Source organism: Variovorax sp. FW301-JW7 (assembly GCF_058788795.1).
This window is the reverse complement of sequence record NZ_JBYTBC010000002.1, coordinates 175,429-200,930: the sequence shown is the minus strand read 5'-3', so window position 1 is coordinate 200,930 and position 25,502 is coordinate 175,429. Positions and strand designations below refer to the sequence as shown.

The window sequence follows — 25,502 nt, the reverse complement described above, 5'->3', positions numbered from 1 at the left end:
GCCGCGGCCATTGTCCGCTCAGCCGGGTTTTTCGTCAGCCGGCAGGCGCTCGAGCATCGCGCGCCCGGCGTCGGTGAGATGCGCGACCCAGCGATCGTCCAGCTGCACCACGCGCACCCAGCCCGGTCCACGCACGCCGCCCAATGCGGCATCGCCCATCAGCGTGAGCTGGCGCATGACCACGCTCGCGCCCTGCCCCAGCCGCTTGCCCAGGCGCGGCAGCGACATGCCGCCCTCGCCCGGGGCTTCGGCGAGCGCGCGCAGGATCGCGATGGAAAAGGCGTCGGCGTCGAACCCCGAATCGCTCATGCCGCCACGGCGTCGGCCTCCACCGCGACCGGCGCCACATGCAGCGACAGCACCACGGGGATCGACTTGGAGGTCGGCGTGCCCGCGTTCTCGGCCACCGACGACAGCGGCACCAGCGGGTTCGTCTCGGGGTAGTAGGCCGCGAGATTGCCGCGCGGGATGTCGTAGGCGACCAGCTTGAAGCGATCGGCGCGGCGCTCCTGCCCGTCGCTCCACACGGTCTGGATGTCGACCCAGTCGCCGTCCTTCATGCCGAGCTGGCGGATGTCGTCTTTGTGGATGAACACCACGCGGCGCTGGCCGAACACGCCGCGGTAGCGGTCGTCCATGCCGTAGATGGTGGTGTTGTACTGGTCGTGCGAGCGCGTGGTGAGCAGCGTGAACACCAGCGTGTCGCGCTGCGACGCGAAGCGCGCGCGGGCCCGGTGGGCGTGCGTGTCCAGCGGCACGGCGTGCGTGAAGAACACGGCCTTCTTCGACGCGGTGGCCCACACGCGCTCGCTCGCCGTGTTGCGCAGGCGGAAGCCGCCGGGGTGCGCCACGCGCGCGTTGAAGTCCTTGAAGTCGTCGAACACGGCTTCGATCTTGTCGCGGATGCGGGCGTAGTCTTCGACCAGCCAGAGCCACGGCGTCCTGCTGCGCGCGCCGATGGTGGCTGCAGCAAGGCGCGCGACGATGGCGGGCTCGGACAACAAGAGTTCCGACGCGGGCGGGTTGATGCCCACCGAGATGTGCACCATGCTCATCGAGTCTTCGACCGTCACGCCCTGCGGGCCGTTCGCCTGCATGTCGATTTCGGTGCGGCCCAGGCACGGCAGGATGAGTGCCTCGCGCCCGTGGATGATGTGGCTGCGGTTGAGCTTGGTCGTCACGTGCACCGTGAGGTCGCACTGCTGCAGCGCCTTCCAGGTCTGGTAGGTGTCGGGCGTGGCGGCCGCGAAGTTGCCGCCCAGCGCGAAGAACACCTTGCCCTTGCCGTCGAGCATGAGCTGGATCGCCTCGACCGTGTCCACGCCGTTCTGGCGCGGCGGCTCGAAGCCGAACACCTGCTGCAGCCGGTCGAGCAGCGCGGCCGGCGGCTTTTCCCAGATGCCCATGGTGCGGTCGCCCTGCACGTTGCTGTGGCCGCGCACCGGGCAGGCGCCCGCGCCTTCGCGGCCCATGTGGCCGCACAGCATGAGCCAGTTGCCGATCATCTGGATCGTGGCCACCGAATGCTGGTGCTGCGTGATGCCCATGCCCCAGCAGGCGATGACGCGCTTCGCGCCCAGGTACACGTCGGCCGCCGCGCGCATCTGCGCTTCGCTCAGGCCCGACTCCTGCGCCAGCAGCGGCCACGATTCGGCGCGCAGGTCGTCGGCCAGCGCTTCGAAACCCAGGGTGTGCTCGGCGATGAATGCGTGGTCGAGCACCGAAGGCTCGCCGCGCGCCACCGCCGCGTCTTCGCACTCGATGACGTGCTTCATCATCCCCTTCACCGCCGCGAAGTCACCGCCCACGCGCAGCTGGAAGTAGTGTGTGCTGATCGGCGTGGAGCCCAGCGTCGCCATCTCCAGCTTGTCCTGCGGGTCGGCAAAGCGCTCCAGGCCGCGCTCGCGCAGCGGATTGAAGCTCACGATGCGCGCGCCGCGCTTGGACGCCGCGCGCAGTTCGCCGAGCATGCGCGGATGGTTGGTGCCCGGGTTCTGGCCGAAGATGAAGATCGCGTCGGCCTTCTCGAAGTCTTCCAGCGTGACCGTGCCCTTGCCCACGCCCAGCTGCGGGCGCATGCCGCTGCCGCTGGGCTCGTGGCACATGTTCGAGCAGTCGGGAAAATTGTTGGTGCCGTACTCGCGCACGAACAGCTGGTACAAAAAGGCCGCCTCGTTGCTCGCGCGGCCCGAGGTGTAGAAGATGGCCTGGTTCGGGTCGGGCAGCGCGTTCAGGTGCCGCGCAATGCGCGCGAAGGCGTCGTCCCAGTCGATCGGCACGTATTTGTCGCTGGCCGCGTCATAGGCCATGGGGTGCGTGAGCCGGCCCTGGTCTTCGAGCCAGAAATCGCTCTGCTGGGCCAGTTCGGCCACGGTGTGCTTCGCGAACAGCTCCGGGCCCGCGCGGCGCGCGGTGGCCTCGGCGGCCACGGCCTTCACGCCGTTCTCGCAGAACTCGAAGGTCGAGGCATGGTTGCGGTCGGGCCAGGCGCAACCGGGGCAGTCGAAGCCGTCGGGCTGGTTGGCCGAGAGCAGCGTCTTCGCGCCCTTGACCGGAATGTCCTGCCGCAACAGCGCATTCGTCACGCTGCGCAACGCGCCCCAGCCACCGGCGGGGCCCTTGTAAAACTCGATCTTCTGCTCGCTCATGGCGGCAGTGTTGGCCTGCGGGGGCATGGCGTCAAATTGAATCGGGACATGCGGCGATTCAAAATGGAAATGACGGGCTCAGCGATGAGTCGGCTTCTGTCGCTTCGCCGCCAGATCGAGCTTCGCCGCGAGGCGTCGCATCAGCTCGTTCGCGTCGACGTACCCACCGCTGCGACGAGCTTCAGCCAAGGATGCCAGGCCTCGCGCCAGAAATGCAGGTTTCGAACGCGCTGAAGAGACGTTGACTGATTTCATCGCCCGACTGTAGCGTCGATGCCGTGCACAGCCATCAGCTGCGCGCACCGCCCATCAACAAGCCCCGCAGCTTGCTGCGCAGCGGCGTCTCCTCCACCTCCTGCACCCCGGCCATCTCGCGCAGCGCAAAGTCGCGGCTGTCGGCGTTGTGCAGGTCGATCTCGCGCACCACCTGCCCGTCCTTGTAGACAAAGGCCACGTCGGCCAGCGCGAGCACGTCCTCGATGTCGTGGGTGATCATCAGGACCGGGATGCCCCATTGCTTGCACACCTGCGCCAGCTCGTTGCGCAGTTCGGCGCGCAGCATGGGGTTGAGCGCGGCAAAGGGTTCGTCGAGCAGCAGCACCTGCGGCTCGCAGGCCAGCGCGCGCGCCAGGGCCACGCGCTGCTGCTGGCCGCCCGAGAGTTTCTGCGGCCGGCTGTCGGCCAGCGCGGCGAGGCCGAAGCTGGCCAGCAGCGCCTGCACGCGCTCGGCGTCGCGGGCCGGCAGCGTGCGGCGGTGCCACGCGGTGAGCCCGAAGGCCACGTTCTCGCGCACCGTGAGGTGCGGGAACAGCGCGTAGTTCTGGAACAGGTAGCCGATGCGGCGTGCCGGCGCAGGCACGTCGATGCGCTGCGCCGCGTCGTACAGCGTGCGGCCATCGAGCCGCACATGGCCCGCCGAGGGATGCAGCAGGCCGGCGATGGCCTGCAGGGTGAGCGACTTGCCGGCCCCCGAGGGGCCGTAGAGCGCGGCGAAGGGAACGTCGGTCTGGAAGCGCACGGCGAGGTCGAAGCGCCGGGCCCCGTCCTTCACCGTGAGCTGCAGATCGACATCGATCATGGCTTGCCGAAACCGTAGCGCGTGAGCACTTCCTGGGCCGCAGGCGTCGACAGGAAGGCGATGAAGTCACCCGCCAGCGCCTTCTGCTTGCTCTCGGCCACCACGGCGATCGGGTAGGTCACGGGCGTGTGGCCGGTGGGCGTGAAGGCGACCTTGACCTTGTCGCCGGCCACGGCCGCGTCGGTGCGGTAGACGAAACCGGCCTCGACCTCGCCGCGGCTCACGTAGTCGAGCACCTGGCGCACGCTGTCGGCCTGCACGAACTTGGGTTCGAGCGCGGTCCACAGGTTGGCGTTGTCCAGCACCTGCTTGGTGTAGCGGCCGACCGGCACGGTGGCGGTCTTGCCGACGGCGATCTTCTTCACGTTCGCACCGCTCAGGTCCTGCAGCGACTTCAGGCCGACGGCGCCCTGCGCGGGCTCGACCAGCACGAGGCTGTTGGTGACGAAATCCTTGCGGGTGGCGGTGTCGATGAGCTTCTGGTCGTTGCCGCGGTTCATCGTCTCCTGGTCGGCGCTGGCGAACACGTCGACCGGCGCGCCCTGCCCGATCTGCTGCAGCAGCACGCCCGAGGCGGCGAAGTTGAAGCGCACGGTGCTGCCGGCCTTGGCGGCTTCGAACTTGGGACCGATTTCCTTGAACGCGTCGGTCAGGCTCGCGGCGGCGGACACGGTGATCTGCTGCGCGGCGGCGGCAAACGGCAGGGCCAGGGCGAGCACGAGGGACAGAAGGCGGAACGGACGCATGGGCACAGTCTCCTAGAAAGTGGAAATCAACGAAGCGAAAAGAAGCGGTTCGACACGACCAGCACGGCGATCGACAGCACCGATGTGACGACCACCAGCAGCAGCGCCAGGTCGTCGTGGCCGGCCTGCACGGCGTCGTAGATGGCCATCGACAGGGTCTGGGTCTGCTTGGGAATGGAGCCGGCCACCATCAGCGAGGCGCCGAACTCGCCCATGGCGCGCGCGAACGCGAGCAGCGTGCCGGCCAGGATGCCGGGCCAGGCCAGCGGCAGCGTGACGCGCAGGAACACCGAGAACGGCGACTGGCGCAAGGTGCTCGCGGCAGCCTCGAGCGAGCGGTCGACGTTCGAGAACGCGGCGCTGGCCGACTTGAGCACCAGCGGCAGCGCCACCACGGCCGACGCCACCACGGCGCCGTGCCAGCTGAAGATGATGGTGTAGTCGAAGTGCTCGCGCAGCCAGGCGCCGAGCGGGCTGCGGCGCCCTGCCGCCACCAGGATGGCGTAGCCGATCACCGTGGGCGGCAGCACCAGCGGCAGCATGAACACGGCCTCGAGCACGCCCGAGCCGGTGAACTGCTTGCGCGCGAACACCCAGCCCAGCGCCACGCCCGCGACCAGCGCCAGCAAGGTCGCGACCGCCGCGACCTGCAGCGACAGGACCAGCGGCGACCAGTCGGTGGTGGCGATGAGCGAAGAAGTGGTCGTCGTGTTCATTGAGATACGGCGTAATTGTTACATGAGTGGCCTTCTGGTTCCCACGGGGATGCACGGATGCGCCGGTCTTCATATACTGGCGAATACAGCGTTGGAGACTTTGTCCATCCGCCCCATGCGCCTTTCCCCTCATGACACCGTTGTCCGCTCGACCTCCGGCAGGCCCGAGCTTCGCCATGTGACGCAGGTGCACGAATGGCGCATCGAGCGCACGCTGGACGCCGGCGGCTTCGTGCTGTCGATCATCGCGCCGGGCGGCGAGAGCCAGTCGTTCCTGGTGGCACCGGGCGACGCGCAAGACATCGGCGAGGTGCTGCGCCGCAGCGCCGCGTGGACCGACCGGCGCGGGCCATGACAACGATGTGGCGCCACATGACGGGTGCGGAACGCATCCTCGAAGTCCTGCTGACGCGGCGCTCGGTGTCACCGCGACGGCTGCAATCGCCCGGCCCGAACCCCGGCGAACTCGACGCCATCATTCAGGCCGGCCTGCGCGCGCCCGACCACGGCGGGCTGCATCCGTGGCGCGTGATCGAGTTCCGCCCGCAGAACCGCGAGGCGCTGGCCTGGTGCTTCGAGCAGGAGAAGCTGCGCCGCGATCCGCTCGCCAGCCCGACCGACCTGCGGCGCGCCCGCGAGCACGCCACGCGCCCGCCGCTGCTGCTGGGCTTCGTGGTGTCGCCGCGCGAGCGCAGCAAGATCCCCGCGCGCGAACAGTGGCTGGGCGCCGGCGCGGCGCTGGGCAACCTGCTGGCCGCCGCGCACCAGCTGGGCTACGGCGCCATCGTGCTCAGCGGCGAGCGCTGCTTCGACGAGACGCTGGTGCGCCAGGTCGGCGTGCAGCCGGGCGAGTACCTGGCGGGTTTCATCAGCATGGGCACGATCCGCGAGGCGCCGCCGCAGGCGCGCGAGACGCTGTCGCAGGACGTGTGGTCGTGCTGGCAGGGCGACCTGCTGCCGAGCGCGGCCGGCGGCGAGGCGTCAGCCGACGGCGATCAGTCCATCCGGCCGTCGGAGCGCGTGCGCGGCAGCTGATCGAGCCGCGCGCCGAACCAGCCCACGCGCTCGGTCTCGCGCACGTCGAAGCGCGGCACGTAGGGCTTGATGTCCAGCACGGGCGTGCCGTCGATCATGTCGTTGCCGCTGAAATGCAGCGTCGTGCCTTCCACCGCCGTGAGCCGAACGATCGACAGGCCCAGCCGGTTGGGCCGCGCGGGCGCGCGCGTGGCGAACACGCCGTGCGTGGCGTCGTCGAGAAAAGGCACCACCTCGAGCCGCTCGTGCGCGCAGCGGTGCAGGTGCGTCACGAGGATCAGGTAGTCGAAGCCTTCGATGTCGCGCAGCCCCGGCGCAAACTCGGCGAACACCTCCAGGCGCCCCACTTCGTCGGGCGCGCCGGCCGTCTGGATGGGCATGCCCGAGGTTTCCGTGAAACGGCTGCGCACGATGCCGACCGGTCGGCTGACGACGGGGTCGATGTCGGCGGCGTTCATGGCGCGAGCAGGCGCGTGAGCGCGCGAACGTCCGCCGCCGTCGCGAGGCGTGCGGCGTTCTCGATGGCGCGGTAGCGCTTCACGATGTCCTCGCCCACCGGCGTGAGCGCCGTGCCGCCGCCGCGCGAGCCGCCGGCGGCGGTGTTCACTGCGGGTGAGGCCAGCGTCTGGTTCATCTCGTCGATCAGCATCCACGCGCGGCGGTACGACATGCCGAGCAGGCGGGCCGCCGCCGAGATCGAACCGGTCTCGGCCACGGCTTCGAGCACGGCGATCTTGCCGGGGCCGATGGCGATGGTGTCGTCCCGGTAGATGCGCAGGCGGAACTGGGCTTTGGATTTCATGATGGCGCGAAGGGTAAACCATCCAGGTGCCGTCGGCACCCGTGTGCCGGGCTACGCGGCGTCGAGCGCGCCGCTGTGCTGGCGCGCCTGCGCCTGCCACTCGGGCGTCTGCAAGAAGGCCAGCGCCGCATCGAGCGCCCGCGCGGGCCGCACGCCCTCCTGCGTCATGAAGCCGATGGGCGTGCGCACCTCGGGCGCCACCAGCGGCAGCGCCTCCAGTTCGCGGTGGCTGCGCACGGCCGCCACCATGGCGCCGGGCAGCACGCTGCTGACGGTGCCCGCGCTCACGGCCAGCGCGAGCGTGAGCACCGAGTTGGTCTCGATGGCGGGCGCCACCGCGGCCATGCCGGCCTCGCGCAGGGCCTGGTCGATGATGGCGCGGTTGTGCATGTCGGGCGTGAGCAGGCACAGCGGCAGCTTGCCGGCTTCGGCCCAGGGGATGGGGCGGCCGATGCGCAGCCGGTCGGCCGAAGGCTTCTTCGCGCGTCGCAGCAGGAAGTAATGTTCGATGCTCTGCGGCCAGGCCTTGAGCTTGACGCCCGGCAGGTGCATGCGCTCGGTGTAGCCCAGCGCGAGGTCGACCGAGAGGTTTTCCAGGCCCGTCTCCAGCTCCTGCGAGCTCATCGAAAGCACGGCCGGCACGATGCCCGGATGGCGCTGCTGCAGCATCGCGGCAAAGCGCGACAGCATCGGGATCGCGGTGGGAACGGCGGCCATGCGCAGGCGCCCGCGCGGGTCGCCGGCCTCGCTGCGCAGCTCCTGCAGCAGCACCTCGTTGTCACGCAGCATGCGCTGCGCCGTGGCCAGCACGCGCTCGCCTTCGTGCGTGAGGCCCACGTACACGCGGGAGCGCTTGACGATGACGACGCCGAACTCGCCTTCCAGCGCGCGCAGCGCGTTGGACAGGGCCGGCTGCGTGATGTGGCAGGCCTGCGCGGCGCGGCCGAAATGCTTGTGCTCGCTGAGTGCGACGAGGTAGCGCATCGAGGCGAGCAGGTTCATTGCGTGCGTCCTTTTTCTTCTTGGGGGCTCTCGTCCGGGGCGCCTGCCCAGGCCCTCGCCCTGCCCCCGCCTGTGCCTCAGGTGTTCTTGCTGATCGAGATCGTCGGGAACTTCGCGGAGAAGTCCTTCGCCTTCTCCGCGATCCCCACCGCCACGCTGCGCGCCACGGCCTTGTAGAGCCCGGCCACCTCGCCGTCGGGGTCGGACACCACCGTGGGCGCCCCGCTGTCCGCCTGCAGGCGGATGTTGATGTCCAGCGGCAGCGCGCCCAGGTAGGCCATCTGGTACTCGGCCGCCATCTTCTTGCCGCCGTCGGCGCCGAAGATGTGCTCGGCATGGCCGCAGTTCGAGCAGATGTGCACCGCCATGTTCTCCACGATGCCCAGAATCGGCACGCCGACCTTCTCGAACATCTGGATGCCCTTGCGCGCGTCGAGCAGCGCGATGTCCTGCGGCGTGGTGACGATCACCGCGCCGGTCATCGGCACGCGCTGGCTCAGCGTGAGCTGAATGTCGCCGGTGCCCGGCGGCATGTCGACGATCAGGTAGTCGAGGTCTTTCCAGTTGGTCTGGCGCAGCAGCTGCTCGAGCGCCTGCGTGGCCATGGGGCCGCGCCAGATCATGGCCTGGTCGGCGTCGACCAGGAAGCCGATCGACATCACCTGCACGCCGTGGCGCTCCTTGGGCTCCATGTTCTTGCCGTCGATGCTCTCGGGGCGCCCGTCCAGGCCCATCATCATGGGCTGGCTCGGGCCGTAGATGTCGGCGTCGAGCAGGCCCACGCTGGCGCCCTCGGCGGCCAGCGCCAGCGCCAGGTTGGCGGCCGTGGTGCTCTTGCCCACGCCGCCCTTGCCCGAGGCCACGGCCACGATGTTGCGCACGTTGGGCATCAGCTGCACGCCGCGCTGCACCGCATGGCTGATGACCTTGGTCACGATGTTGACCGACACGTTCTCCACGCCCGGCACGGCCTTGGCCGCGGCCACGAGCGACTTGCGGATGGCCGCGTGCTGGCTCTTGGCGGGGTAGCCGAGTTCGAGGTCGAACGAGACATCGCCCTCGGCGATCTGCAGGTTTTTGAGCGAGCGGGTCGCTGCGAATTCTTTGCCGGTGTTAGGGTCCGTGACGCTCTTGAGTGCGTCCATGAGCCCGTCGGGGGTGAGTGCCATTGATCAAACTCCTGAATGGCGGGTAGTCTATTCCGCCCGCCAAGCCCGTACCGGGACGCGCTCATTTCCCGTCCGAAAAACGCCGAAGAAGAAAAGACACCGACGCAATGCCCGAGACAAGCCCCGCCACCGGCCTGCTGCTGACAGGCGGCGGCGCCCGCGCCGCCTACCAGGTCGGCGTGCTCGAAGCCATCGCCGAGATCCGGCGCGACGCCGTGGCGGCGGGTGCGGCCATCGGCGGCGGCAACCCGTTCCAGATCATCACCGGCACCTCGGCCGGCGCCATCAACGCCGCGGCGCTGGCCTGCGGCGCCGACGACTTCGACCGCGTGGTCGCGCACATCGCGCAGGTGTGGGGCGAGTTCCGCGCCGAGCAGATCTACCGCGCCGACTCGCTCTCGGTGCTCGGCAGCGGTGCGCGCTGGCGCATGCTGCTCGGGCTGGGGCGCTTCGCGGCCAACTGGATGCGCATCAAGCCGAAGTCGCTGCTGGACAACACGCCGCTGGCCGGCCTGCTGCAGCGCCTGGTGCCGCTGGACCGCCTGCCGACGCTCATGCAGCAGGGCCACGTGCAGGCGCTGGCGGTCACGGCCTCGAGCTACAGCTCGGGCGAGCACGTGACCTTCTTCGAGGCGGCCGTGCCGATGGAGCCCTGGGTGCGCTCGCAGCGCCTGTCGGTGCGCGACCGCATCACGCACGCGCACCTGATGGCCTCGTCGGCCATTCCCTTCGTGTTCCCGGCCACCGCGCTGCCGATGCCGCCGGGCCACACCGAGTACTTCGGCGACGGCTCGATGCGCCAGTCGGCGCCCATCGCGGCGGCGATCCACCTGGGCGCGCAGCGCATCGTGGTGATCGGCGCGGGCCGCATGCACGAGCCGCGCGACGAGGATGCGCCCAACACCCACAGCGGCTACCCGACCATGGCGCAGATCGCCGGCCATGCACTGTCGAGCATCTTTCTCGATGCGCTGGCGGTCGACATCGAGCGCCTGCGCCGCATCAACCACACGCTGGGCCTGATCCCCGAAGAGGCGCGCGCAGCCAGCGCGCTGCGCCCGCTCGACCTGCTGGTGATCTCGCCGTCGGAGCGCATCGACATGATCGCGGCGCGCCACGTCGACGCGCTGCCGGGCGCCGTGCGGCACCTGCTGGGCGGCTCGAAGGTCGCGGCCGACGTGAAGGGCGGCGCGCTCGCGAGCTACCTGCTGTTCGAGTCGGCCTACACGCGCGAGCTCATGGCGCTGGGGCGCGCGGACGCGATGCGCCAGCGCGACGAGGTGCTGCGGTTCTTCGAGTGGGTGCCGGCGTGACGACGCAGGGTGCGCGCACCCTGCCGCCTGCCTACTTGAAGATCAGCGCCATCGCGTCCTCGAAAGCCGGCAGGTCGGTTGCGAGGTGGCTCTTCGAATAGGTCTTCTCCACGAGCGTCAGGCCCGGGTACGCGCGCTTGAGCAGCTTGTCGTACAGGTCGCCCACCGGCACGTAGTTGCAGCTGGTGGTGTCGCCGCAACGCGCAAGGAACAGCGTCGCGTTGAGCGCCTTGCCGTTGCGGGCGTCGTACATCCGCTGCTCCAGCACGTCGATGTCGGCTTTCTGGAAACCGAAGGCGCCGTCGAAGGACAGGAAGTGCGAGAACGCGAGCGTGCTGCCCGCCCCTTCGAGGAAGAGCGCCATGCCCGTCATGCTGCCGCCCAGCGACAGGCCCGTGAGGATGCGCTTGCCCGTGTCCACCCGGTACTTCGATTCGATGAACGGGAGCAGCTCGGTCGTGAGGAACTCGTGGTACGCGAGGGCGCCCGGCAGGTTGAAATCGGTGCCCCTTCGCCCGGTACCGCCGATGCCGATCAGGATGGCTTCCACGCGCCGGCGCTCGAGAATCTCCTTCAGGTTCTGGAAGCGCAACCCCGGCGGGTTGTAGGCGGCATCGGCGTCCAGCGCGTAGATGATGGGCAGCGGCGCGGCACTGCTGTCGTAGGAGGGTGGCAGGTACACCTGCAGTTCGTAGGTGGCGCCGGTCTTCGACGACTGGATGGTGGCGGAGGTCGTTCGACCCGCCGCGGGTGTTGTCGTGGGGGGCGGTGCCACGGCCCCCGGTGCGATCGGCAAGACAGCGCCTCCACCGCCGCCCCCGCCTCCTCCTCCCCCACCGCAACCCGACAGTGCCACCAGCACCGCGCAGCAGCCGAGTGCGGCCACCCGGGCGCGAAGAATCCCTCTGAGTTCCATGAAACGCCTTGTTTTTTATGACGATGCGGCTTGCATCGCGCCGGATCATCGGAGGCGCGCAGGTCAGTGGTCAATGCCGTCGATACCGATGAGGACGATAGTTCGCACCCCTCAGTGCGCCTCGTCCAGCAGCCCCAGCACCACGTCCAGAAGCACGTTCGCGCCCTGCGCCAGGTCGGCGCTCGCCGTGTGCTCCTTCGGGTTGTGGCTGATGCCGCGCACGCTCGGCACGAAGACCATGGCGGCGGGCGCGATGCGCGCCATCATCTGCGCATCGTGGCCCGCGCCCGAGGTCATGCGGCGGTGGCTCAGATTACGTGCATGCGCGCTGGCTTCGACGAGGCGCACCAGCCGTTCATCGAACTGCACCGGCTCGAAGCGCGCCAGCGTGCGGGCTTCGATGGTCACGCCTTCGGTCATTTCGAGCTGCCGCAGATAGTCCGCCAACTCGCCTTCGGCGTCCTTCAGCGTCGCCTCGTCGGTGTTGCGCAGGTCGACCGTGAGCGTGGCGCGCGCCGCGATCACGTTGATGAGATTCGGGTGCAGGTCGATCGCACCGACGGTCGCGACCTGGCTGCCGCCGTAGCGGCGTGCCAGCTCGCGCACGAACACCGCGATGGCGGCGGCGCAGTAGCCGGCGTCGTGGCGCAGGTGCATGGGCGTCGTGCCCGCGTGGTTCGACTGGCCGGTGACAACGATCTCCTGCCACGAGATGCCCTGCAGGTCGGCCACCGCGCCGATGGTGACGCCTTCGGCCTCCAGCACCGGGCCCTGTTCGATGTGCAGTTCGACGAACGCATGCGGCACCAGCGCGCCGCAGGCCATGTCGCCCGCGTAGCCGATGCGCGCGAGTTCGTCGCCCAGCCGCGCGCCGTCGGTGCCGACGGTGTCGAGCGCCGCCTCGAGCGCCAGGCCGCCCGCATGCACCAGCGAGCCCATCATGTCGGGCATGAAGCGCACGCCCTCCTCGTTGGTGAACGCGGCGACCACGAAGGGGCGCAGCGTCTGGCGCTGGCGTTCGTTGAGCCAGCGCACCACCTCCAGGCCGGCCAGTACGCCGTAGTTGCCGTCGTAGCGCCCGCCCGTGGCGACGGTGTCGATGTGCGAGCCGGTCATCACGGGTCGGGCATCGGGCAACTGGCCGGGGCGGATGCCGAAGATGTTGCCGATGCGGTCGATGCGCACGGTGAGGCCCAGGTCGCGCATCCATTGCACGAGCCGGTCGCGGCCCGCGCGGTCGGCGTCGGTGAGCGCGATGCGGCAGACGCCGCCTTGCGCCGTCGCACCGATGGCGGCGTGCGCGTCGATGCGCGCCATCAGTGCCGCTTCGGCGATGCCTTCGCGCTGCAGCCATTGCGACTGCGCCGCCACGACTTCTTCGCCTGTGCGGCCGGTCAGCGCGCGGTACACGCCGGGCGCGGTCGCGCCTTCGGTGCTGAACAGCAGCACGCGCGAGGTGGCGTCGAGGCCGGCGGTGCGCGCCAACTCGGGGTCGGCCGCGAGCACCTGCAGCGCGGCGAGGCCGGCCGCGCCGGATTCGCCGACCAGCACGGGCACGTCGCCCGCTTCGCCGGTGGCGAAGGTGCGCATGGCGTGCTCGGCGTCGGCATCGGTGACGGTCATGAAGAGGTCGACCGAGGGTTGCAGGAAACGCCACGCGAGCGGCGAGGTCTCGCCGCAGGCCAGCCCCGCCATCACGGAATCGACGCTGCCGGTGGCGCGGTCGGGTCGGCCGCTGCGCGCGCTCTGCAGCAGGCAGTCGGCCTGCTCGGGCTCGACGACGATCAGCGTCGGCCGCGCGGCGCCGTAGCGCTCCCAGAAATGGCTCGCCACGCCGGCCGCGAGCCCGCCGACGCCGCCCTGCACGATGACGTGGGTGAAGGGGCACGGTGCGCCGGGCGCGGTGTTCTCGAGCAGCTCGTCGACGAGGATGCCGTAGCCCTGCATCACGTCGCGCGGAATCTCTTCGTAGCCTTCGTAGGAGGTGTCGGAGACCACCTCCCAGCCGTTCACCCCGGCCAGGCGCGCGGCCTCCTCGACCGAGGCGTCGTAGTTGCCGGTGATGCGCACGATCTCGGCGCCGAGCGCGGCGATGGGCGCCTCGCGCTCTTCGCTGACCTGCGCGTGCAGCACGATCACGCAGCGGCAACCCATGCTCTGCGCGGCCGCGGCCAATGCGCGGCCGTGGTTGCCGTCGGTCGCGCTGATGACGACGAAGTCGCGCAGCGCCTCGGCATGCCGGCCTGCGAACAGGTCGGCCGGTGTCCAGCCTCGCTCGGGCCAGCGGCGCAGCACGAGCCGCAGCAAGGCCACGGGCGCACCGAGCACCTTGAAGCTGCCGAGCGCGGAGCGGCGCGATTCGTCCTTCACGACCACCTGCGCGACGCCCAGTTGCGCGGCGAGTCGGGGCAGCGGCCACGCCGGTGTCGGCTGCGGCGAGAGCCGGTCCCAGGTGGACAGCCACTGGCGGCTCTCGCGGCCGCGTGCGATGTTCATGACGGCCTGCAGGGCCGCGTCGTAGCCGCGCCGTTGCGCGTGGGGATTGGCGAAGAGCATAGGAAGAAAACCGGAAAGGAAGAATGGATCAGGCGGCGGCGTGCACGGGAAGGCGCAGCCGCACGATCTCTGCGAAGTAGCGCGCGCCCGTCGTCAGCACCGCGTCGTTGAAGTCGTAGCGCCTGTTGTGCAGCGGCGTGCCGCCGGGCTCGCCCTCGGCGCCGTTGCCCAGGAAGACGAAGGCGCCCGGCACGGCGCGCAGGAAGGCGCCGAAGTCTTCCGAGATCATCATCGGCGCGACGTTGGCGTCGACCTTCTCTGCGCCCACCACGGCCGTGGCGGCGGCCACCGCGGTCGGCACGCATTCGGCCCAGTTCACGGTGGGCGCGAACTCGTGCGTGTAGCTGAACGTGCATTCCGCGCCGTGCAGGCGGCAGATGCCTTCGCTGATCTCGCGCATGCGCGCCTCGAGCATGCGCTGCACGGCCGGGTCGTAGCTGCGCGTGTCGCCCTTGATGACCACGTTCGACGGAATCGCGTTGCGGATGCCGTCGGTGATGAACTCGGTGCACGACACCACGGCCTGCGCGCCGGGGTCGAGCGTGCGCGACACGATGGTCTGCAGCGCCAGCACGATCTGCGCTCCGATCACGATCGGGTCAATGCCCATGTGCGGCCGCGCCGCATGCGTGCCCCGGCCGTGGATGTAGATGACGAAGTTGTCTTCGCTCGCCATCAGGCCACCCGCGCGCGTGGCGAAGGTGCCGGCGGGCAGGCCGGGCATGTTGTGCAGGCCGTAGATCTCGTCGACCGGGAAGCGTTCGAACAGGCCGTCGTCCATCATGGCCCGGGCGCCGCGGCCGTGCTCTTCGGCAGGCTGGAAGATGAAGCGCACGGTGCCGTCGAAGTCGCGCCGCTCGCGCAGCAACTGTGCGGCGCCGAGCACCATCGCCATGTGGCCATCGTGGCCGCAGGCGTGCATGCGCCCGGGCGTGCCGGAGGCGTAGGGCCGCTCGGTCGCCAGCTCTGTGATGGCCAGCGCGTCCATCTCGGCGCGCAGGCCGATCACGCCGGTGCCGCTGCCGACCGTGAGGCTGGCGACCAGCCCGGTGCCGCCGATGCCGGTGTGCACCTCGAGCCCCAGCGCCCGCAGCGCGCTGGCAATGAAGGCCGAGGTCTTCGCCTCCTCGAAGCCGGTCTCGGGCATCGCGTGCAGCTGGTGCCGCCAGCCGGCCAGCTGGTCGCGCAGGGGTGCGTCTGGAAACTTCATGACGAGATGCTATTGACAACGCAGCGGGACAGGTGCGCAAAATGAGCCGCCGCTACGCAACGTTTTTGCGCGACACACCGCCTTTTCTCCATGACACCCCTCGACGCCCTCGACCTGCACCTGCTCGAACTGATCCAGGCCGACAGCCGCCTCTCGCAGGGCGAACTCGGCGAGCGCATCCACCTGTCGACGGCGGCGGTGAACCGTCGGCTCAAGCGCCTGCGCGACGAGGGCGTGATCCAGCGCCACGGCGCCGTGCTGTCGCCCGCCGCGCTCGGGCACCCGCTCACCATCGTGGTCGAGGTCGAGGCCGAGAGCGAGCAGATCGAACGGCTCGACGCCATGAAGCAGGGCTTTCGCGACTGCCCGCAAGTGCAGCAGTGCTACTACGTGACGGGCGAGTGGGACTTCATCCTCGTGTGCGTGGTGCGCGACATGGCGCAGTACACCGCCCTCACCCGCCAGCTGTTTTTCCAGAGCAACAACGTCAAGCGCTTTCGCACGCTGGTGACGATGGACCCGGTGAAGGTGAGCCTGGACGTGCCGGTGTCGGCGGGGGGCTGAGCGCGCAGGCGCTCGGCATCACGAGCCCAGGCCGAACAGCGCCAGCAGGCCCAGAACGAACCAGCCGGCCTTCTTGGCGCTGTCGGCGCTTTCCTTCGAGATCGGCCACAGCCTGGCGCGGCGCCAGGCCCGGAAGTTGTTCGCCACCGCCAGGCCCACGCCGAGCAAGAGCAGCGGCGCCATGTCCCATGCAGCCGCTGCGATGCCCGACAGCACGACGATCAGCAAGCCCGCCACCCCGATCCCGCTCGAGGTGCTGGCCAGCACATGCGAGAGCTTGCCGCAAAGTCCGCATGCCGCGGGCGTTTCGCGGCTGGACCAGCGCTTGGCAACGGCGGCGATGCCCGGCTGGCGGCAATGGGGACAGGCGTAGGTCATGCGGCTCCCGCGAACGACGTGGGAGCCGACGATAGCCGATGGGCTCAGCGCGCCGACAACATCGACCGCAGCATCAACAGCACCGCGCCGACGATCGGCGCCAGCGCCAGCAGTCGACCGGGTTCGAAGGCCAGCCCGGCGACCGCGCCGAGCAGGCAGCCAGCCTTGATCCACATCGCCACCGCACCCCAGCCGCGCCGGTGGGTCACGGCGAGCGCGACGAGCGCGACCCACCCGACCGCGCCGCCAAGAACGGACAGCGTCCAGCTCAGCAGGTAGAACGCCGAGTCAGCGTCGCGGAACGCGAGCGCGGTGCCCAGGCCGCGCCAGGTGTGCCACCAGCCGTCGAACAGCAGGAAGCCGGTGGCCGAGGCGGCCCACCAGAAGAAGGCGTAGAGGCTGGCAACGCCAGCGAGTGCTGCCAGCCCGCCCAGCAGGCGCCGGGTGATGTCGTCGAAGGGCGTGTGGTCGCGCCAGGTGGCTGTTTGTCCGTGGTCCATGGTCGGAGCTCCATTGGGTTCGCAATGGGTCCGACGGTAGGCGGCGAATGTGCGGGCTGGATGAAGCCTTTGTGAAGCGGGAGGATCAGGCCTCGGGTACGTCCGGCGCGTCAGGAGAAATGCCCAGCTCCGAGCACACGCGCCCCAGCAGCGCCTTCAGCGACGCCACCTCGGTCTCAAGCCGCGCCACGTTGGCCTTGAGCGCCGCGACCTCGCCGAGCGAGTCGCCGGGCGTGACAAAGGCGCCGTCGCCCGAGGCGCCCGGCCCTGCGATCTCTTCCGCCGGCGGCCCGCTCAGCAGGTGCGCCCAGCGGCTTTCGCGCGCACCGGGCAGGCGCGCCAGCTTCACCACCAGCGCGCCGGCCGGCCGTTCGGCGAGTTCGTTGAGAAAGCCCTCGACCGACGAGATGTCGGCGAAGTTGTGCATGCGGTCGCAGGCGATGCGCAGTTCGCCGGCGGTCTGCGGGCCGCGCAGCATCAGCACGGTGAGCAGGATCACCGACTGCGACGGAATGCGCAGCACGCGGTCGGTGTTGTGCTCGTAGCGGAAGGCGCGCCCGCCGCTGGTTTCGGCCACGAGGCTGTAGCCCTTCAGGCTGTCGATGGCGGCCTGCACCTGCGACTCGCTGAGTTCGAGCACCGGGTTGCGGCTGGTCTTCTGGTTGCAGCCCGACACCAGCGAGTTGAGCGTGAGCGGGTAGCTGTCGGGCACGGTGCGCTGCTTTTCGGCCAGCACACCGAGGACGCGGGTTTCAAGGAGGGACAGGACGGGCAGCGGTGTGGACATGGCTCTGGGAGAAAGGGCAGAAGTGAAAAGGCAGCCGGGCCTCAGGGCGCCACCACGGCCAGCATCGGCCCGAGGTCGCGCACGAAGTCGTTGCGCTGCAGTGTCTTCGAATAGATCGCCGACACGGTGCCGTCGAGGTACAGCGCGTCGCGGCAATGCAGCACGTCGCGCAAGTACAGCGCGAAGTCGTGGAAATTCACCGGCGTCTCGGCAAGAACGAAGACCGCGGTGGTGCCCGACACACACACGCCGTTGCGGGTCTTGCGCGAATCCGAATTCGGAATGAGCGCCGGGTGCACCGCGCCGTGGCGCAACAGCAGCGGGCCCGACTGGGTTGCCAGCTGCACGCCGCCCTTCGCGGCGATCGCCGGGTATTCCGACGCCTCGACGATGCGCGGCCCGTCGGCCGTCACCAGGAACACGCCGTTGGGCTTGCGAAAGAAATTGCCGACGCCGTCGGCCAGGTTCAAAGGTGCTTCCTCGCGGCCTTCGCGCACCAGCAGGCCGACGGGCGCAAAGTCGGCGTGGTACATGCCGGCGTTCGCCGCGAACAGCAGCTGCTGGTTGCGCGCCTTCAACCAGGCCTCGAGCCGGTCGAAGCGCTTGAAGGCGGCGCCGGTATCGTCGTTCAGGAACAGCGCGAGCTTGTCGGTGCGCAGGTCGACCTTGACGACGGTGTAGCGCGGCGGCGCGTCCACGGCGCCGGCGGCGGACCACGCCAGGCCGGCGAGCAAAAAGACCAGCGCAGGCAGCAGCAGTTTTTTCATGCGACCTGCACTGTCTGCTGTTCTCAGCCGCCGTTGATGCGCGCGACCAGCGCCTTCGTGAAGGCCGCCGTGCCGGCGCTGCCGCCGAGGTCGCCGGTGCGCACGTTGTCCAGGTTGAGCGTCTGGTCGATGGCGGTGCGCAGGCGCGTGGCCAGCTCGGGCCGCTTGACGTGGTCGAGCATGAGCGCGGCGGCCAGCAGCAGCGCGGTCGGGTTGGCGATGCCCTTGCCGGCGATGTCGGGCGCCGAGCCGTGCACGGCCTCGAAGATCGCGGCGTCGGTACCGATGTTGGCGCCGGGCGCCATGCCCAGGCCACCGACCAGGCCGGCCACGAGGTCCGAGAGGATGTCGCCGAACAGGTTGGTGGTCACCAGCATGTCGAACTGCCAGGGATTGAGCACCAGCTTCATCGCGCAGGCGTCGATGATCACGGTGTCGAGCTCGAACTGGCCCTTGTACTTCTCTTCGTACAAGTCCAGGCCGGTCTCCAGGAAGAGGCCGGTGAGCGCCTTCATGATGTTGGCCTTGTGCACCAGCGTGACCTTCTTGCGGCCGGTGGCCACGGCGGTGTCGAACGCGTACTCGAGCAGGCGGCGGCTGCCCTTGCGGGTGTTGACGCCGGTGGCCATGGCCACGGCGTGCGGGTCGCCGTCGATGGGCACGTAGTGCTCGTGACCGATGTACAGGCCCTCGAGGTTCTCGCGCACCACGGTCAGGTCGATGTTGTCGTAGCGCCCGCCCGGGATGATGGTGCGCGCGGGACGCAGGTTGGCGTACAGCTGGAACTCCTCGCGCAGGCGCACGTTCGACGAGCGATAACCGCCGCCCGAAGGGGTTTCGAGCGGGCCCTTGAGGGCGAGCCGGGTGCTGCGGATGCTGTCCAGCGTGGCCTTGGGCAGCGGGTCGCCCGAGGCCTTGACGCCGCCCAGGCCGGCGATCTGGGTGTCCCACACGAAAGGCGCCTTCAGCGCGTCGAGCGCCGCCAGGGTCGCGTCGACGATCTCGGGGCCGATGCCGTCGCCGGGGATGAGGGTTGCGGGGATCGAGGTGGTCATCGGCGGCGGCTCACTTTCAGTAAAGAGGCTGCGAGCATACGTCGCACGGGCGACACCCCCGTGGGCTCAGGGGTCACTCCGGGTACCCCGCCGGCGGGGTGAGCAGCCCCATGGCGGCGGCTGCGGGACGGGCCGCCTAAAATGCCCGGTTCCCGGACGCGGCCCCTGGCCGCCTCCACGGGCCCCGCGCCCCTTCCGTTCGTCACTCCCGAAAGCGCCCTCCCCGATGTCCGCCCCGCGCAAGCTCTTCGTCACCACCGCCCTGCCGTATGCCAACGGCAAGTTCCACATCGGCCACATGATGGAATACATCCAGGCCGACATCTGGGTGCGGAACCAGCGAATGAATGGCGCCGACGTCAACTTCGTGTGCGCCGACGACGCGCACGGCGCGGCCATCACCATCGCGGCCGACAAGGCTGGCGTGACGCCGCAGGCCTTCGTGGCCGAGATCGCCGCGGGCCGCAAGTCCTACCTCGATGGCTACCACATCGCCTTCGACAACTGGCACTCGACCGACGCGCCCGAGAACCACCAGCTGGCGCAGGACATCTACCGCGACCTGCGCGCCAACGGCCTCATCGAGACCAAGAGCGTCGAGCAGTTCTACGACCCGGCCAAGGGCATGTTCCTGGCCGACCGCTTCATCAAGGGCGAGTGCCCCAATTGCCACTCAAAGGACCAGTACGGCGACAACTGCGAGGTGTGCGGCGCCGTGTACGCGCCCACCGAGCTGATCAACCCCTACTCGGCGCTGTCGGGCGCCAAGCCCGAGCTGCGCAGCTCGGAGCACTTCTTCTTCAAGCTGTCGGACCCGCGCTGCGAGGCCTACCTGAAGGAATGGACCGCCGCCCCCGGCCACGTGCAGCCCGAGGTGCAGAACAAGATCCGCGAGTGGCTCTACAAGGACGACGAAGGCAAGGGCGGCCTGGGCGACTGGGACATCAGCCGCGACGCACCCTACTTCGGCATCGAGATCCCCGATGCGCCGGGCAAGTACTTCTACGTGTGGCTCGACGCGCCCGTGGGCTACCTGGCGTCGCTCAAGAACCTGCTGGACAAGCGCTGCATCGAGCTGGGCGGCGACGGCATCTCGTACACCGAGTACATGGCCGACCCCGAGTTGGAGCAGGTGCACTTCATCGGCAAGGACATCATCACCTTCCACACGCTGTTCTGGCCCGCGATGCTGCATTTCAGCGGCCGCAAGGCGCCCAACGCCGTGTATGTGCACGGCCACCTGACGGTGAGCGGCGAGAAGATGAGCAAGAGCCGCGGCACCGGCATCGACCCGCTCAAGTACCTGTCGATCGGGCTCGACCCCGAATGGCTGCGTTACTACATCGCCGCCAAGCTCAACGGCCGCAACGAGGACATCGACTTCAACCCCGACGACTTCGTGGCGCGCGTGAACAGCGACCTCGTGGGCAAGTACATCAACATCGCCAGCCGCGCGGCCGGCTTCATCGGCAAGCGCTTCGGCGGCCAGCTGGGTGCGGTGTCGGCCGACGGCGAAACGCTGCTGTCCACGCTGCGTGCCGCCGCCACGCAGGTGCAGTCGCTGTACGACGGCCGCGACTACGCCCGCGCGCTGCGCGAGGTGATGGCGCTGGCCGACAAGGTGAACGAGTACGTCGATCAGAACAAGCCCTGGGAACTGGCCAAGAAGGAAGGCGCCGAAGCCCGCCTGCACGACGTGTGCACGGTGTGCATCGAAGCCTTCCGCCTGCTCACGCTGTACCTCAAGCCCGTGCTGCCGGCGCTGGCCGTGAACGTCGAGGCCTTCCTGAAGATCGCCCCGCTGACCTGGGCCGACGCCGCGCAGGCCCTGCCGGCCGGCCACCCCATCGGTGACTACAAGCACCTGATGCAGCGCGCCGACCCCAAGCAGGTCGACAAGCTGTTCGACGTGCCCGAAGCCGCGGCTGCCGCGCCCGTTGCCACGGAAGCGCAAGAACTCCCCGGCGGCGAAGCCATCGCGCCGACCATCACCATCGACGACTTCGCGAAGATCGACCTGCGCATCGCGAAGATCGTGGCCTGCGAAAAGGTCGAGGGCTCGACCAAGCTGCTGCGCCTGACGCTCGACGCGGGCGAAGGCAAGACCCGCAACGTGTTCAGCGGCATCGCCTCGGCCTACCAGCCCGAGCAGCTCGTGGGCAAGCTCACGGTGCTGGTCGCCAACCTCGCGCCGCGCAAGATGAAGTTCGGCGTCAGCGAAGGCATGGTGCTGGCCGCGAGCCATGGCGACGAAAAGGCCCATCCCGGCATCCACGTGCTCGAGCCCTGGGCGGGCGCGACGCCGGGCATGCGCGTGCGCTGACCCGACCACGCAAAGAAGAACTAGCCGAACTTGTTGTTCAACACGAGGTCGGCGAACACCTTGCCGCCCACCGAGATGTGGTCGCGCATCGCCTCCGCGGCGTTGTCCGCGTGGCCTTTCAGAATCCACTCGACCACCCGTTCGTGCTCCCGCTGTGAAGCGGCGAGCCGGCCGGGCTTCTCGAACATCCGCCCACGGTAGGCCGAGATGCGCAGCCGCACGGTCTGCGCCTGCTCCACGATGAAGGGGTTGCCGCTGGCGCGGTAGATCACGTCGTGCAGCGCGGCGTTGGCCTGCTGGTAGGCCTCGGCGTCGTCCGCCTGCGCCTGCGCGGCGGTGCCGGCCAGGGCCCGCAGCAACTCCTCGCGCAGCGCCGGGCCGATGCGCAGCGCGGCCAGCCGCGCCAGCACGCCCTCGAGCTCGCCGAGCGCTTCCATCATCGCCACCAGTTCGTTCGCCCGCAGCTGGCGCACGTAGATGCCGGTGCGCGGAACGATGTCGACCAGCCCGCGCGCACTGAGCAGCAGCAGCGCCTCGCGCACCGGCGTGCGCGAGGTGTTGAAGCTCAGGGCCAGGGCCTTTTCGTCGATGGCCATGCCGGGCGACAGCACGCCGCCCAGGATGTCTTGTTCGAGCCGGGCGCGGATGCGGTCCTGCAGGCTGTGGGTGTCGAGGGTTTTCGCGGGTTGCATGGCGATCTGGATATTAGCTAACCTTACAGATATATCAATTCATCTGTTTGGTACATCAATGTCTCCCACCCTCGCGATCGACGGCCATGTCGCCTACCTGACGCTGCACCGTCCCCAGGCCGCCAACAAGCTCACGCCAGACGATCTTCCCGTGCTGATCCAGCATGTGGACACAGTGAACCGCACGCCCGAGGTGCTGGTGCTGGTCCTGCGCGCCGAGGGCAAGTACTTCTGCAGCGGATTTGATATATCAGAAGTGGCCGCCCAGAGCCAGACCGAGGGCCGCAGCTTCGGCGAGATGGTCGATGTGTTCGAAAACTGCCGCGCCGTCACCATCGCGGCGGTGCACGGCGGCGTCTACGGCGGCGCGACCGACCTCGTGCTGGCCTGCGACTTCCGCGTGGGCGCCCGCAGCGCCGAGATGTTCATGCCGGCCGCCCGGCTCGGCCTGCACTACTACCAGAGCGGCATGGAGCGCTACGTGTCGCGGCTGGGGCTGGACACGGCCAAGCGCCTCTTTCTCACCGCCGAGAAGCTCGACGGCGCCGCCATGCGCGACTGCGGCTTTCTCACGCAGCTGGTCGACGACGCCGCCGCGCTCGACACCGAGGTGCAGCGCCTGCGCACCGTGCTCGCCGGCATGGCGCCGCTGGCGCTGCTGGGCATGAAGAAGCACCTGAACCAGATCGCGCGCGGCACGGCCGACGCCGCCGCGATCTCGCGCGAGATGCAGCGCACCGTCGCGTCCGAAGACCTCGCCGAGGGCGGCCGGGCCTGGCGCGAGAAGCGCACGCCGGTGTTCCAGGGCCGCTGAGCGCGCCCGCCCTTCCCTACACAAGACCCAGGAGACAAACCCATGAAGCAAGAACTGCGAGCCCTCTCGTTCGCCGCCGCCGCGCTGCTGGCCTCGGCCGGCGCACTGGCCGACGCCTACCCCTCGCGCCCGATCACGCTGCTGGTGGGCTTCCCCGCCGGCGGCGGCGCCGACACGGTGGCGCGCATCGTCGGCGACAAGCTGGGCAAGCTGCTCGGCCAGCCGATCGTCATCGACAACAAGCCGGGCGCGGGCACCACCATCGCGTCCGACCAGGTCGCGCGCGCCGCGCCCGACGGCTACACGCTGCTGCTGGGCAGCGCCAACCTCTACGGCAGCGACAAGCTGCTCTACAAGAGCGTGAAATACGACGGTGCGAAGAGCTTCGTGCCGATCTCGCGCTGGAGCTCCGCGCCGATGCTGCTCGCCGTGAACAAGGACGTGAGCGCCAAGACCGTGCAGGCGCTGATCGCCGAGGCGCGGCAAAACCCCGGCAAGCTGGCGTACTCGTCGTCGGGCGCGGGCGTGGTGACGCACCTGGCGGGCCTCTCGTTCGAGAAGGCGGCCGGCGTGCAGATGCTGCATGTGCCGTACAAGGGCGGCGCACCGTCGATCCAGGCCGTGGCTGCGGGCGACGTGCAGCTCACCTTCGGTACGCCGCCCTCGGTGCTGCCGATGGCCCAGGGCCAGAAGCTGCGCGTGCTGGCCGTCACCTCGGGCCAGCGCTCGCCGCTCTTTCCCGACGTGCCCAGCGTGGCCGAAGCCGGCGTGAAGGGCTACGACTACACCTTCTGGTTCGGCCTCTTCGGCCCGGCCGGCCTGCCGCCGGAGGTGGCGCAGAAGCTGTTCGACGCCAGCGTGGCGGCGCTGAACGACCCCGAGGTCAAGGCGCGGATGGAGAAGTCGGGCAACGAGTCGGCGCCCTCGAAGTCGCTGGCCGAATTCCGTGCCTGGGCCCTGGCCGAAGGCGCGAAGTCGAAGGAACTCACCGAGCGCTCGGGCGCGAGCGTCGAATGAGCACGCACGCACCCAAGGCAGGCCCGCTGCAGGGCTTCACCGTCATCGACCTCACGCGCGTGCTCGCGGGCCCGTACTGCACGCTGCTGCTCGCCGACCTGGGCGCGCGCGTCATCAAGGTGGAACAACCCGGCCTGGGCGACGACGCGCGGCAGATCGGCCCCTTCGTCGAAGGCGACTCGGCCTACTTCATGTCGGTCAACCGCAACAAGGAGTCGATCGCGCTCGACCTGAAGGCGCCGGCCGATCGCGCGGTCTTCGAGCAGCTGCTGGCCACGGCCGACGTGCTGGTCGAGAACTTCCGGCCCGGCACGATGGAAAAGCTGGGCTACGACTGGCCGACGCTGCACGCGCGCTTTCCGAAACTCGTGTTCACCTCGGTCTCCGGCTTCGGCCAGACCGGCCCGTACAGCAGGCGCTCTGCCTACGACATGGTGGTGCAGGCGATGGGTGGCATCATGAGCCTCACCGGCCACCCGGGCGCGCCGCCGACGCGCGTGGGCGTGTCGATCGGCGACCTGGGCGCCGGGCTGTACGCGGCCGTCGGCACGCAGGCCGCGCTGCTGCAGCGCGGGCGCACCGGGCTGGGGGACCGGGTCGACGTGGCCATGCTCGACTGCCAGGTCGCGCTGCTCGAGAACGCGATCTCGCGCATGGAGGCCGAGGGCCGCGCGCCGGGGCCGATCGGCTCGCGGCATCCGTCGATCACGCCCTTCGACGTGTTCCGTGCGGCCGACGGCTGGTTCGTGATCGCGGCGGGCAACGACGCGCTGTTCCAGCGCCTGTGCACCGCGCTCGAGCTGCCCGCGCTCGCCGGGGACGCGCGCTTTGCCACCAACCCGGCGCGCTGCCAGCACCACGAGGCGCTCAAGCAGGTGCTCGAAGAGCGCCTGTCGACCGCGCCCTGCGCGCACTGGCAGGCGCTGCTGATGCAGCACAACATTCCCACCGGCGACTACAACGACGTGGCCGCGGTGGTGAACGACCCGCAGGTGCAGGCGCGCGAGATGCTGGTGCAGGTGCGCACGCAGGGCGGCCAGCCGCTCACGGTGGCGGGCAACCCGGTGCACGTCGGCGGGCTGCGCACGCAGGTGCGGCGGCAACCGCCACGGCTGGACCAGGACCGCGAGGCGATCCTGGCGTCGCTCGCCCGATCCAGCGCTGCGGGTGCAGAATCCGCCCATGCAACGCAGTGACCGCCTCCGCCCCCTCGTCCTTTCCGCACTCGCCCTCGCGGGTGCGCTGCTGCTGAGCGGCTGCGCGGTGGTCAGCGTCGCGAGCACCGCCGTGAGCGTGGGCGCCGGCGCGGTCGGCCTCGCAGCCGATGCCGCCATCGGCACCGCGCGCATCACCGGCAAGGTGGTGGGCGCAGCGGCCGACGCGGTGATTCCCGACAGCAAGGACTGACGGCCGT

The 25,502-nt window shown here is 69.6% G+C and carries 28 protein-coding genes and 1 pseudogene; 9 read left to right on the top strand and 20 right to left on the bottom strand.

Going from position 1 to position 25,502, the window contains the following annotated elements; all coding sequences use genetic code 11:
• Window positions 1-18: 18 nt before the first annotated feature.
• The 6 genes from AC3WQM_RS05960 to modB all read right to left on the bottom strand — a co-directional run bounded on the left by AC3WQM_RS05960 (window position 19) and on the right by modB (window position 5,188).
• A complete protein-coding gene (locus AC3WQM_RS05960) occupies window positions 19-309 on the bottom strand; it encodes a helix-turn-helix domain-containing protein (RefSeq protein ID WP_307586209.1) in 291 nt (96 codons plus the stop codon).
• The gene (locus AC3WQM_RS05955) at window positions 306-2,648 is read right to left on the bottom strand and encodes an FdhF/YdeP family oxidoreductase (protein ID WP_492677928.1); all 2,343 of its coding nucleotides are present in this window, start codon (window positions 2,646-2,648) and stop codon (window positions 306-308) included. Before AC3WQM_RS05955 ends, AC3WQM_RS05960 begins: the two co-directional genes overlap by 4 nt.
• Before the next feature lie 78 nt (window positions 2,649-2,726).
• Window positions 2,727-2,903 (bottom strand): hypothetical protein, encoded by a 177-nt coding sequence (locus tag AC3WQM_RS05950; RefSeq protein ID WP_492677317.1) that lies wholly within the window; start codon window positions 2,901-2,903, stop codon window positions 2,727-2,729.
• A 34-nt stretch (window positions 2,904-2,937) separates the two neighbouring features.
• The gene (locus AC3WQM_RS05945; protein ID WP_492677316.1) at window positions 2,938-3,726 is read right to left on the bottom strand and encodes an ABC transporter ATP-binding protein; all 789 of its coding nucleotides are present in this window, start codon (window positions 3,724-3,726) and stop codon (window positions 2,938-2,940) included.
• Window positions 3,723-4,472: a molybdate ABC transporter substrate-binding protein gene (gene modA / locus AC3WQM_RS05940; protein ID WP_070061482.1), complete on the bottom strand. Its 750-nt coding sequence runs from the start codon at window positions 4,470-4,472 to the stop codon at window positions 3,723-3,725. Before modA ends, AC3WQM_RS05945 begins: the two co-directional genes overlap by 4 nt.
• A gap of 26 nt (window positions 4,473-4,498) precedes the next feature.
• Window positions 4,499-5,188 (bottom strand): molybdate ABC transporter permease subunit, encoded by a 690-nt coding sequence (gene modB, locus AC3WQM_RS05935; RefSeq protein WP_070061481.1) that lies wholly within the window; start codon window positions 5,186-5,188, stop codon window positions 4,499-4,501.
• Window positions 5,189-5,303: 115 nt separating this feature from the next.
• Between modB and AC3WQM_RS05930 the strand changes: the two genes are divergently transcribed.
• Window positions 5,304-5,543, top strand: a complete 240-nt coding sequence (locus tag AC3WQM_RS05930; RefSeq protein WP_062478998.1) for a hypothetical protein — start codon at window positions 5,304-5,306, stop codon at window positions 5,541-5,543.
• Window positions 5,540-6,223, top strand: coding sequence for a nitroreductase family protein (locus AC3WQM_RS05925; protein ID WP_492677315.1), 684 nt, complete (start codon window positions 5,540-5,542; stop codon window positions 6,221-6,223). The genes AC3WQM_RS05930 and AC3WQM_RS05925 overlap by 4 nt, the downstream gene beginning before the upstream one ends.
• Here AC3WQM_RS05925 and tsaA read toward each other — a convergent pair.
• From tsaA to apbC, 4 genes are all read right to left on the bottom strand, one after another.
• Window positions 6,184-6,681, bottom strand: a complete 498-nt coding sequence (gene tsaA, locus AC3WQM_RS05920; protein ID WP_492677314.1) for a tRNA (N6-threonylcarbamoyladenosine(37)-N6)-methyltransferase TrmO — start codon at window positions 6,679-6,681, stop codon at window positions 6,184-6,186. The genes AC3WQM_RS05925 and tsaA overlap by 40 nt on opposite strands.
• Window positions 6,678-7,025, bottom strand: coding sequence for a winged helix-turn-helix domain-containing protein (locus tag AC3WQM_RS05915; protein WP_062478989.1), 348 nt, complete (start codon window positions 7,023-7,025; stop codon window positions 6,678-6,680). The genes tsaA and AC3WQM_RS05915 overlap by 4 nt, the downstream gene beginning before the upstream one ends.
• Window positions 7,026-7,076: 51 nt before the next feature.
• A complete protein-coding gene (locus tag AC3WQM_RS05910) occupies window positions 7,077-8,027 on the bottom strand; it encodes a LysR family transcriptional regulator (protein ID WP_492677313.1) in 951 nt (316 codons plus the stop codon).
• Window positions 8,028-8,104: 77 nt separating this feature from the next.
• Window positions 8,105-9,196 carry an iron-sulfur cluster carrier protein ApbC gene (apbC, locus tag AC3WQM_RS05905; protein ID WP_062478984.1) on the bottom strand — a complete coding sequence of 364 codons (1,092 nt, stop codon included), beginning with the start codon at window positions 9,194-9,196 and terminating at the stop codon, window positions 8,105-8,107.
• A 107-nt stretch (window positions 9,197-9,303) separates the two neighbouring features.
• Between apbC and AC3WQM_RS05900 the strand changes: the two genes are divergently transcribed.
• Window positions 9,304-10,509 carry a patatin-like phospholipase family protein gene (locus AC3WQM_RS05900; protein WP_492677312.1) on the top strand — a complete coding sequence of 402 codons (1,206 nt, stop codon included), beginning with the start codon at window positions 9,304-9,306 and terminating at the stop codon, window positions 10,507-10,509.
• Window positions 10,510-10,540: 31 nt separating this feature from the next.
• Here the strand turns inward: AC3WQM_RS05900 and AC3WQM_RS05895 are convergent, their stop codons facing one another.
• From AC3WQM_RS05895 to AC3WQM_RS05880, 4 genes and pseudogenes are all read right to left on the bottom strand, one after another.
• Window positions 10,541-11,305 (bottom strand): alpha/beta hydrolase, encoded by a 765-nt coding sequence (locus AC3WQM_RS05895; protein ID WP_492677311.1) that lies wholly within the window; start codon window positions 11,303-11,305, stop codon window positions 10,541-10,543.
• 231 nt (window positions 11,306-11,536) lie between these two features.
• A complete protein-coding gene (locus tag AC3WQM_RS05890) occupies window positions 11,537-12,742 on the bottom strand; it encodes a M20 family metallo-hydrolase (protein WP_492677926.1) in 1,206 nt (401 codons plus the stop codon).
• 39 nt (window positions 12,743-12,781) lie between these two features.
• Window positions 12,782-13,981 (bottom strand): annotated as a pseudogene (locus AC3WQM_RS05885) (diaminopropionate ammonia-lyase); the annotation flags it as partial.
• A 28-nt stretch (window positions 13,982-14,009) separates the two neighbouring features.
• Complete coding sequence (locus tag AC3WQM_RS05880; protein WP_492677310.1) at window positions 14,010-15,191, bottom strand: M20 aminoacylase family protein; 1,182 nt, start codon at window positions 15,189-15,191, stop codon at window positions 14,010-14,012.
• A gap of 90 nt (window positions 15,192-15,281) precedes the next feature.
• On the opposite strand from AC3WQM_RS05880, the gene AC3WQM_RS05875 reads away from it, so the two are divergent.
• The gene (locus AC3WQM_RS05875; RefSeq protein ID WP_492677309.1) at window positions 15,282-15,755 is read left to right on the top strand and encodes an Lrp/AsnC family transcriptional regulator; all 474 of its coding nucleotides are present in this window, start codon (window positions 15,282-15,284) and stop codon (window positions 15,753-15,755) included.
• An 18-nt stretch (window positions 15,756-15,773) separates the two neighbouring features.
• Here the strand turns inward: AC3WQM_RS05875 and AC3WQM_RS05870 are convergent, their stop codons facing one another.
• The 5 genes from AC3WQM_RS05870 to AC3WQM_RS05850 form a co-directional block, all read right to left on the bottom strand.
• Entirely contained in the window at window positions 15,774-16,133 is a 360-nt protein-coding gene (locus AC3WQM_RS05870; RefSeq protein ID WP_492677308.1) for a hypothetical protein, read from the bottom strand.
• Between the two features lie 44 nt (window positions 16,134-16,177).
• Complete coding sequence (locus AC3WQM_RS05865) at window positions 16,178-16,633, bottom strand: hypothetical protein (protein WP_492677307.1); 456 nt, start codon at window positions 16,631-16,633, stop codon at window positions 16,178-16,180.
• Between the two features lie 85 nt (window positions 16,634-16,718).
• On the bottom strand, window positions 16,719-17,420 hold the full coding sequence (locus AC3WQM_RS05860) for a YceH family protein (protein ID WP_492677306.1): 702 nt from the start codon (window positions 17,418-17,420) through the stop codon (window positions 16,719-16,721).
• 41 nt (window positions 17,421-17,461) lie between these two features.
• Entirely contained in the window at window positions 17,462-18,187 is a 726-nt protein-coding gene (locus AC3WQM_RS05855; RefSeq protein ID WP_492677305.1) for a phosphodiester glycosidase family protein, read from the bottom strand.
• A gap of 23 nt (window positions 18,188-18,210) precedes the next feature.
• Window positions 18,211-19,242, bottom strand: coding sequence for an isocitrate/isopropylmalate dehydrogenase family protein (locus tag AC3WQM_RS05850; RefSeq protein ID WP_489059698.1), 1,032 nt, complete (start codon window positions 19,240-19,242; stop codon window positions 18,211-18,213).
• A 226-nt stretch (window positions 19,243-19,468) separates the two neighbouring features.
• Between AC3WQM_RS05850 and metG the strand changes: the two genes are divergently transcribed.
• Window positions 19,469-21,565, top strand: coding sequence for a methionine--tRNA ligase (gene metG / locus AC3WQM_RS05845; protein ID WP_492677304.1), 2,097 nt, complete (start codon window positions 19,469-19,471; stop codon window positions 21,563-21,565).
• Between the two features lie 20 nt (window positions 21,566-21,585).
• Here metG and AC3WQM_RS05840 read toward each other — a convergent pair whose 3' ends face one another.
• Window positions 21,586-22,257, bottom strand: coding sequence for a GntR family transcriptional regulator (locus AC3WQM_RS05840; RefSeq protein WP_062478945.1), 672 nt, complete (start codon window positions 22,255-22,257; stop codon window positions 21,586-21,588).
• A 58-nt stretch (window positions 22,258-22,315) separates the two neighbouring features.
• Here AC3WQM_RS05840 and AC3WQM_RS05835 point away from each other — a divergent pair, with 58 nt between their 5' ends.
• From AC3WQM_RS05835 to AC3WQM_RS05820, 4 genes are read left to right on the top strand one after another with little or no spacing between them, the layout of a single operon-like run.
• Window positions 22,316-23,071: an enoyl-CoA hydratase/isomerase family protein gene (locus tag AC3WQM_RS05835; RefSeq protein WP_492677303.1), complete on the top strand. Its 756-nt coding sequence runs from the start codon at window positions 22,316-22,318 to the stop codon at window positions 23,069-23,071.
• Window positions 23,072-23,113: 42 nt separating this feature from the next.
• Window positions 23,114-24,088, top strand: coding sequence for a Bug family tripartite tricarboxylate transporter substrate binding protein (locus AC3WQM_RS05830; RefSeq protein ID WP_492677302.1), 975 nt, complete (start codon window positions 23,114-23,116; stop codon window positions 24,086-24,088).
• The gene (locus tag AC3WQM_RS05825; protein WP_492677301.1) at window positions 24,085-25,284 is read left to right on the top strand and encodes a CaiB/BaiF CoA transferase family protein; all 1,200 of its coding nucleotides are present in this window, start codon (window positions 24,085-24,087) and stop codon (window positions 25,282-25,284) included. Before AC3WQM_RS05830 ends, AC3WQM_RS05825 begins: the two co-directional genes overlap by 4 nt.
• A complete protein-coding gene (locus AC3WQM_RS05820) occupies window positions 25,271-25,495 on the top strand; it encodes a hypothetical protein (RefSeq protein ID WP_492677300.1) in 225 nt (74 codons plus the stop codon). The genes AC3WQM_RS05825 and AC3WQM_RS05820 overlap by 14 nt, the downstream gene beginning before the upstream one ends.
• Window positions 25,496-25,502: the final 7 nt, after the last annotated feature.

Bases quoted from the DNA above. Each gene is read 5' to 3' on its own strand.
- AC3WQM_RS05960 (WP_307586209.1), bottom strand. From the start codon at position 309: ATGAGCGATTCGGGGTTCGACGCCGACGCCTTTTCCATCGCGATCCTG.
- AC3WQM_RS05955 (WP_492677928.1), bottom strand. From the start codon at position 2,648: ATGAGCGAGCAGAAGATCGAGTTTTACAAGGGCCCCGCCGGTGGCTGG.
- AC3WQM_RS05950 (WP_492677317.1), bottom strand. From the start codon at position 2,903: ATGAAATCAGTCAACGTCTCTTCAGCGCGTTCGAAACCTGCATTTCTG.
- AC3WQM_RS05945 (WP_492677316.1), bottom strand. From the start codon at position 3,726: ATGATCGATGTCGATCTGCAGCTCACGGTGAAGGACGGGGCCCGGCGC.
- modA (WP_070061482.1), bottom strand. From the start codon at position 4,472: ATGCGTCCGTTCCGCCTTCTGTCCCTCGTGCTCGCCCTGGCCCTGCCG.
- modB (WP_070061481.1), bottom strand. From the start codon at position 5,188: ATGAACACGACGACCACTTCTTCGCTCATCGCCACCACCGACTGGTCG.
- AC3WQM_RS05930 (WP_062478998.1), top strand. From the start codon at position 5,304: ATGCGCCTTTCCCCTCATGACACCGTTGTCCGCTCGACCTCCGGCAGG.
- AC3WQM_RS05925 (WP_492677315.1), top strand. From the start codon at position 5,540: ATGACAACGATGTGGCGCCACATGACGGGTGCGGAACGCATCCTCGAA.
- tsaA (WP_492677314.1), bottom strand. From the start codon at position 6,681: ATGAACGCCGCCGACATCGACCCCGTCGTCAGCCGACCGGTCGGCATC.
- AC3WQM_RS05915 (WP_062478989.1), bottom strand. From the start codon at position 7,025: ATGAAATCCAAAGCCCAGTTCCGCCTGCGCATCTACCGGGACGACACC.
- AC3WQM_RS05910 (WP_492677313.1), bottom strand. From the start codon at position 8,027: ATGAACCTGCTCGCCTCGATGCGCTACCTCGTCGCACTCAGCGAGCAC.
- apbC (WP_062478984.1), bottom strand. From the start codon at position 9,196: ATGGCACTCACCCCCGACGGGCTCATGGACGCACTCAAGAGCGTCACG.
- AC3WQM_RS05900 (WP_492677312.1), top strand. From the start codon at position 9,304: ATGCCCGAGACAAGCCCCGCCACCGGCCTGCTGCTGACAGGCGGCGGC.
- AC3WQM_RS05890 (WP_492677926.1), bottom strand. From the start codon at position 12,742: ATGGCGCGCATCGACGCGCACGCCGCCATCGGTGCGACGGCGCAAGGC.
- AC3WQM_RS05880 (WP_492677310.1), bottom strand. From the start codon at position 15,191: ATGAAGTTTCCAGACGCACCCCTGCGCGACCAGCTGGCCGGCTGGCGG.
- AC3WQM_RS05875 (WP_492677309.1), top strand. From the start codon at position 15,282: ATGACACCCCTCGACGCCCTCGACCTGCACCTGCTCGAACTGATCCAG.
- AC3WQM_RS05870 (WP_492677308.1), bottom strand. From the start codon at position 16,133: ATGACCTACGCCTGTCCCCATTGCCGCCAGCCGGGCATCGCCGCCGTT.
- AC3WQM_RS05865 (WP_492677307.1), bottom strand. From the start codon at position 16,633: ATGGACCACGGACAAACAGCCACCTGGCGCGACCACACGCCCTTCGAC.
- AC3WQM_RS05860 (WP_492677306.1), bottom strand. From the start codon at position 17,420: ATGTCCACACCGCTGCCCGTCCTGTCCCTCCTTGAAACCCGCGTCCTC.
- AC3WQM_RS05855 (WP_492677305.1), bottom strand. From the start codon at position 18,187: ATGAAAAAACTGCTGCTGCCTGCGCTGGTCTTTTTGCTCGCCGGCCTG.
- AC3WQM_RS05850 (WP_489059698.1), bottom strand. From the start codon at position 19,242: ATGACCACCTCGATCCCCGCAACCCTCATCCCCGGCGACGGCATCGGC.
- metG (WP_492677304.1), top strand. From the start codon at position 19,469: ATGTCCGCCCCGCGCAAGCTCTTCGTCACCACCGCCCTGCCGTATGCC.
- AC3WQM_RS05840 (WP_062478945.1), bottom strand. From the start codon at position 22,257: ATGCAACCCGCGAAAACCCTCGACACCCACAGCCTGCAGGACCGCATC.
- AC3WQM_RS05835 (WP_492677303.1), top strand. From the start codon at position 22,316: ATGTCTCCCACCCTCGCGATCGACGGCCATGTCGCCTACCTGACGCTG.
- AC3WQM_RS05830 (WP_492677302.1), top strand. From the start codon at position 23,114: ATGAAGCAAGAACTGCGAGCCCTCTCGTTCGCCGCCGCCGCGCTGCTG.
- AC3WQM_RS05825 (WP_492677301.1), top strand. From the start codon at position 24,085: ATGAGCACGCACGCACCCAAGGCAGGCCCGCTGCAGGGCTTCACCGTC.
- AC3WQM_RS05820 (WP_492677300.1), top strand. From the start codon at position 25,271: ATGCAACGCAGTGACCGCCTCCGCCCCCTCGTCCTTTCCGCACTCGCC.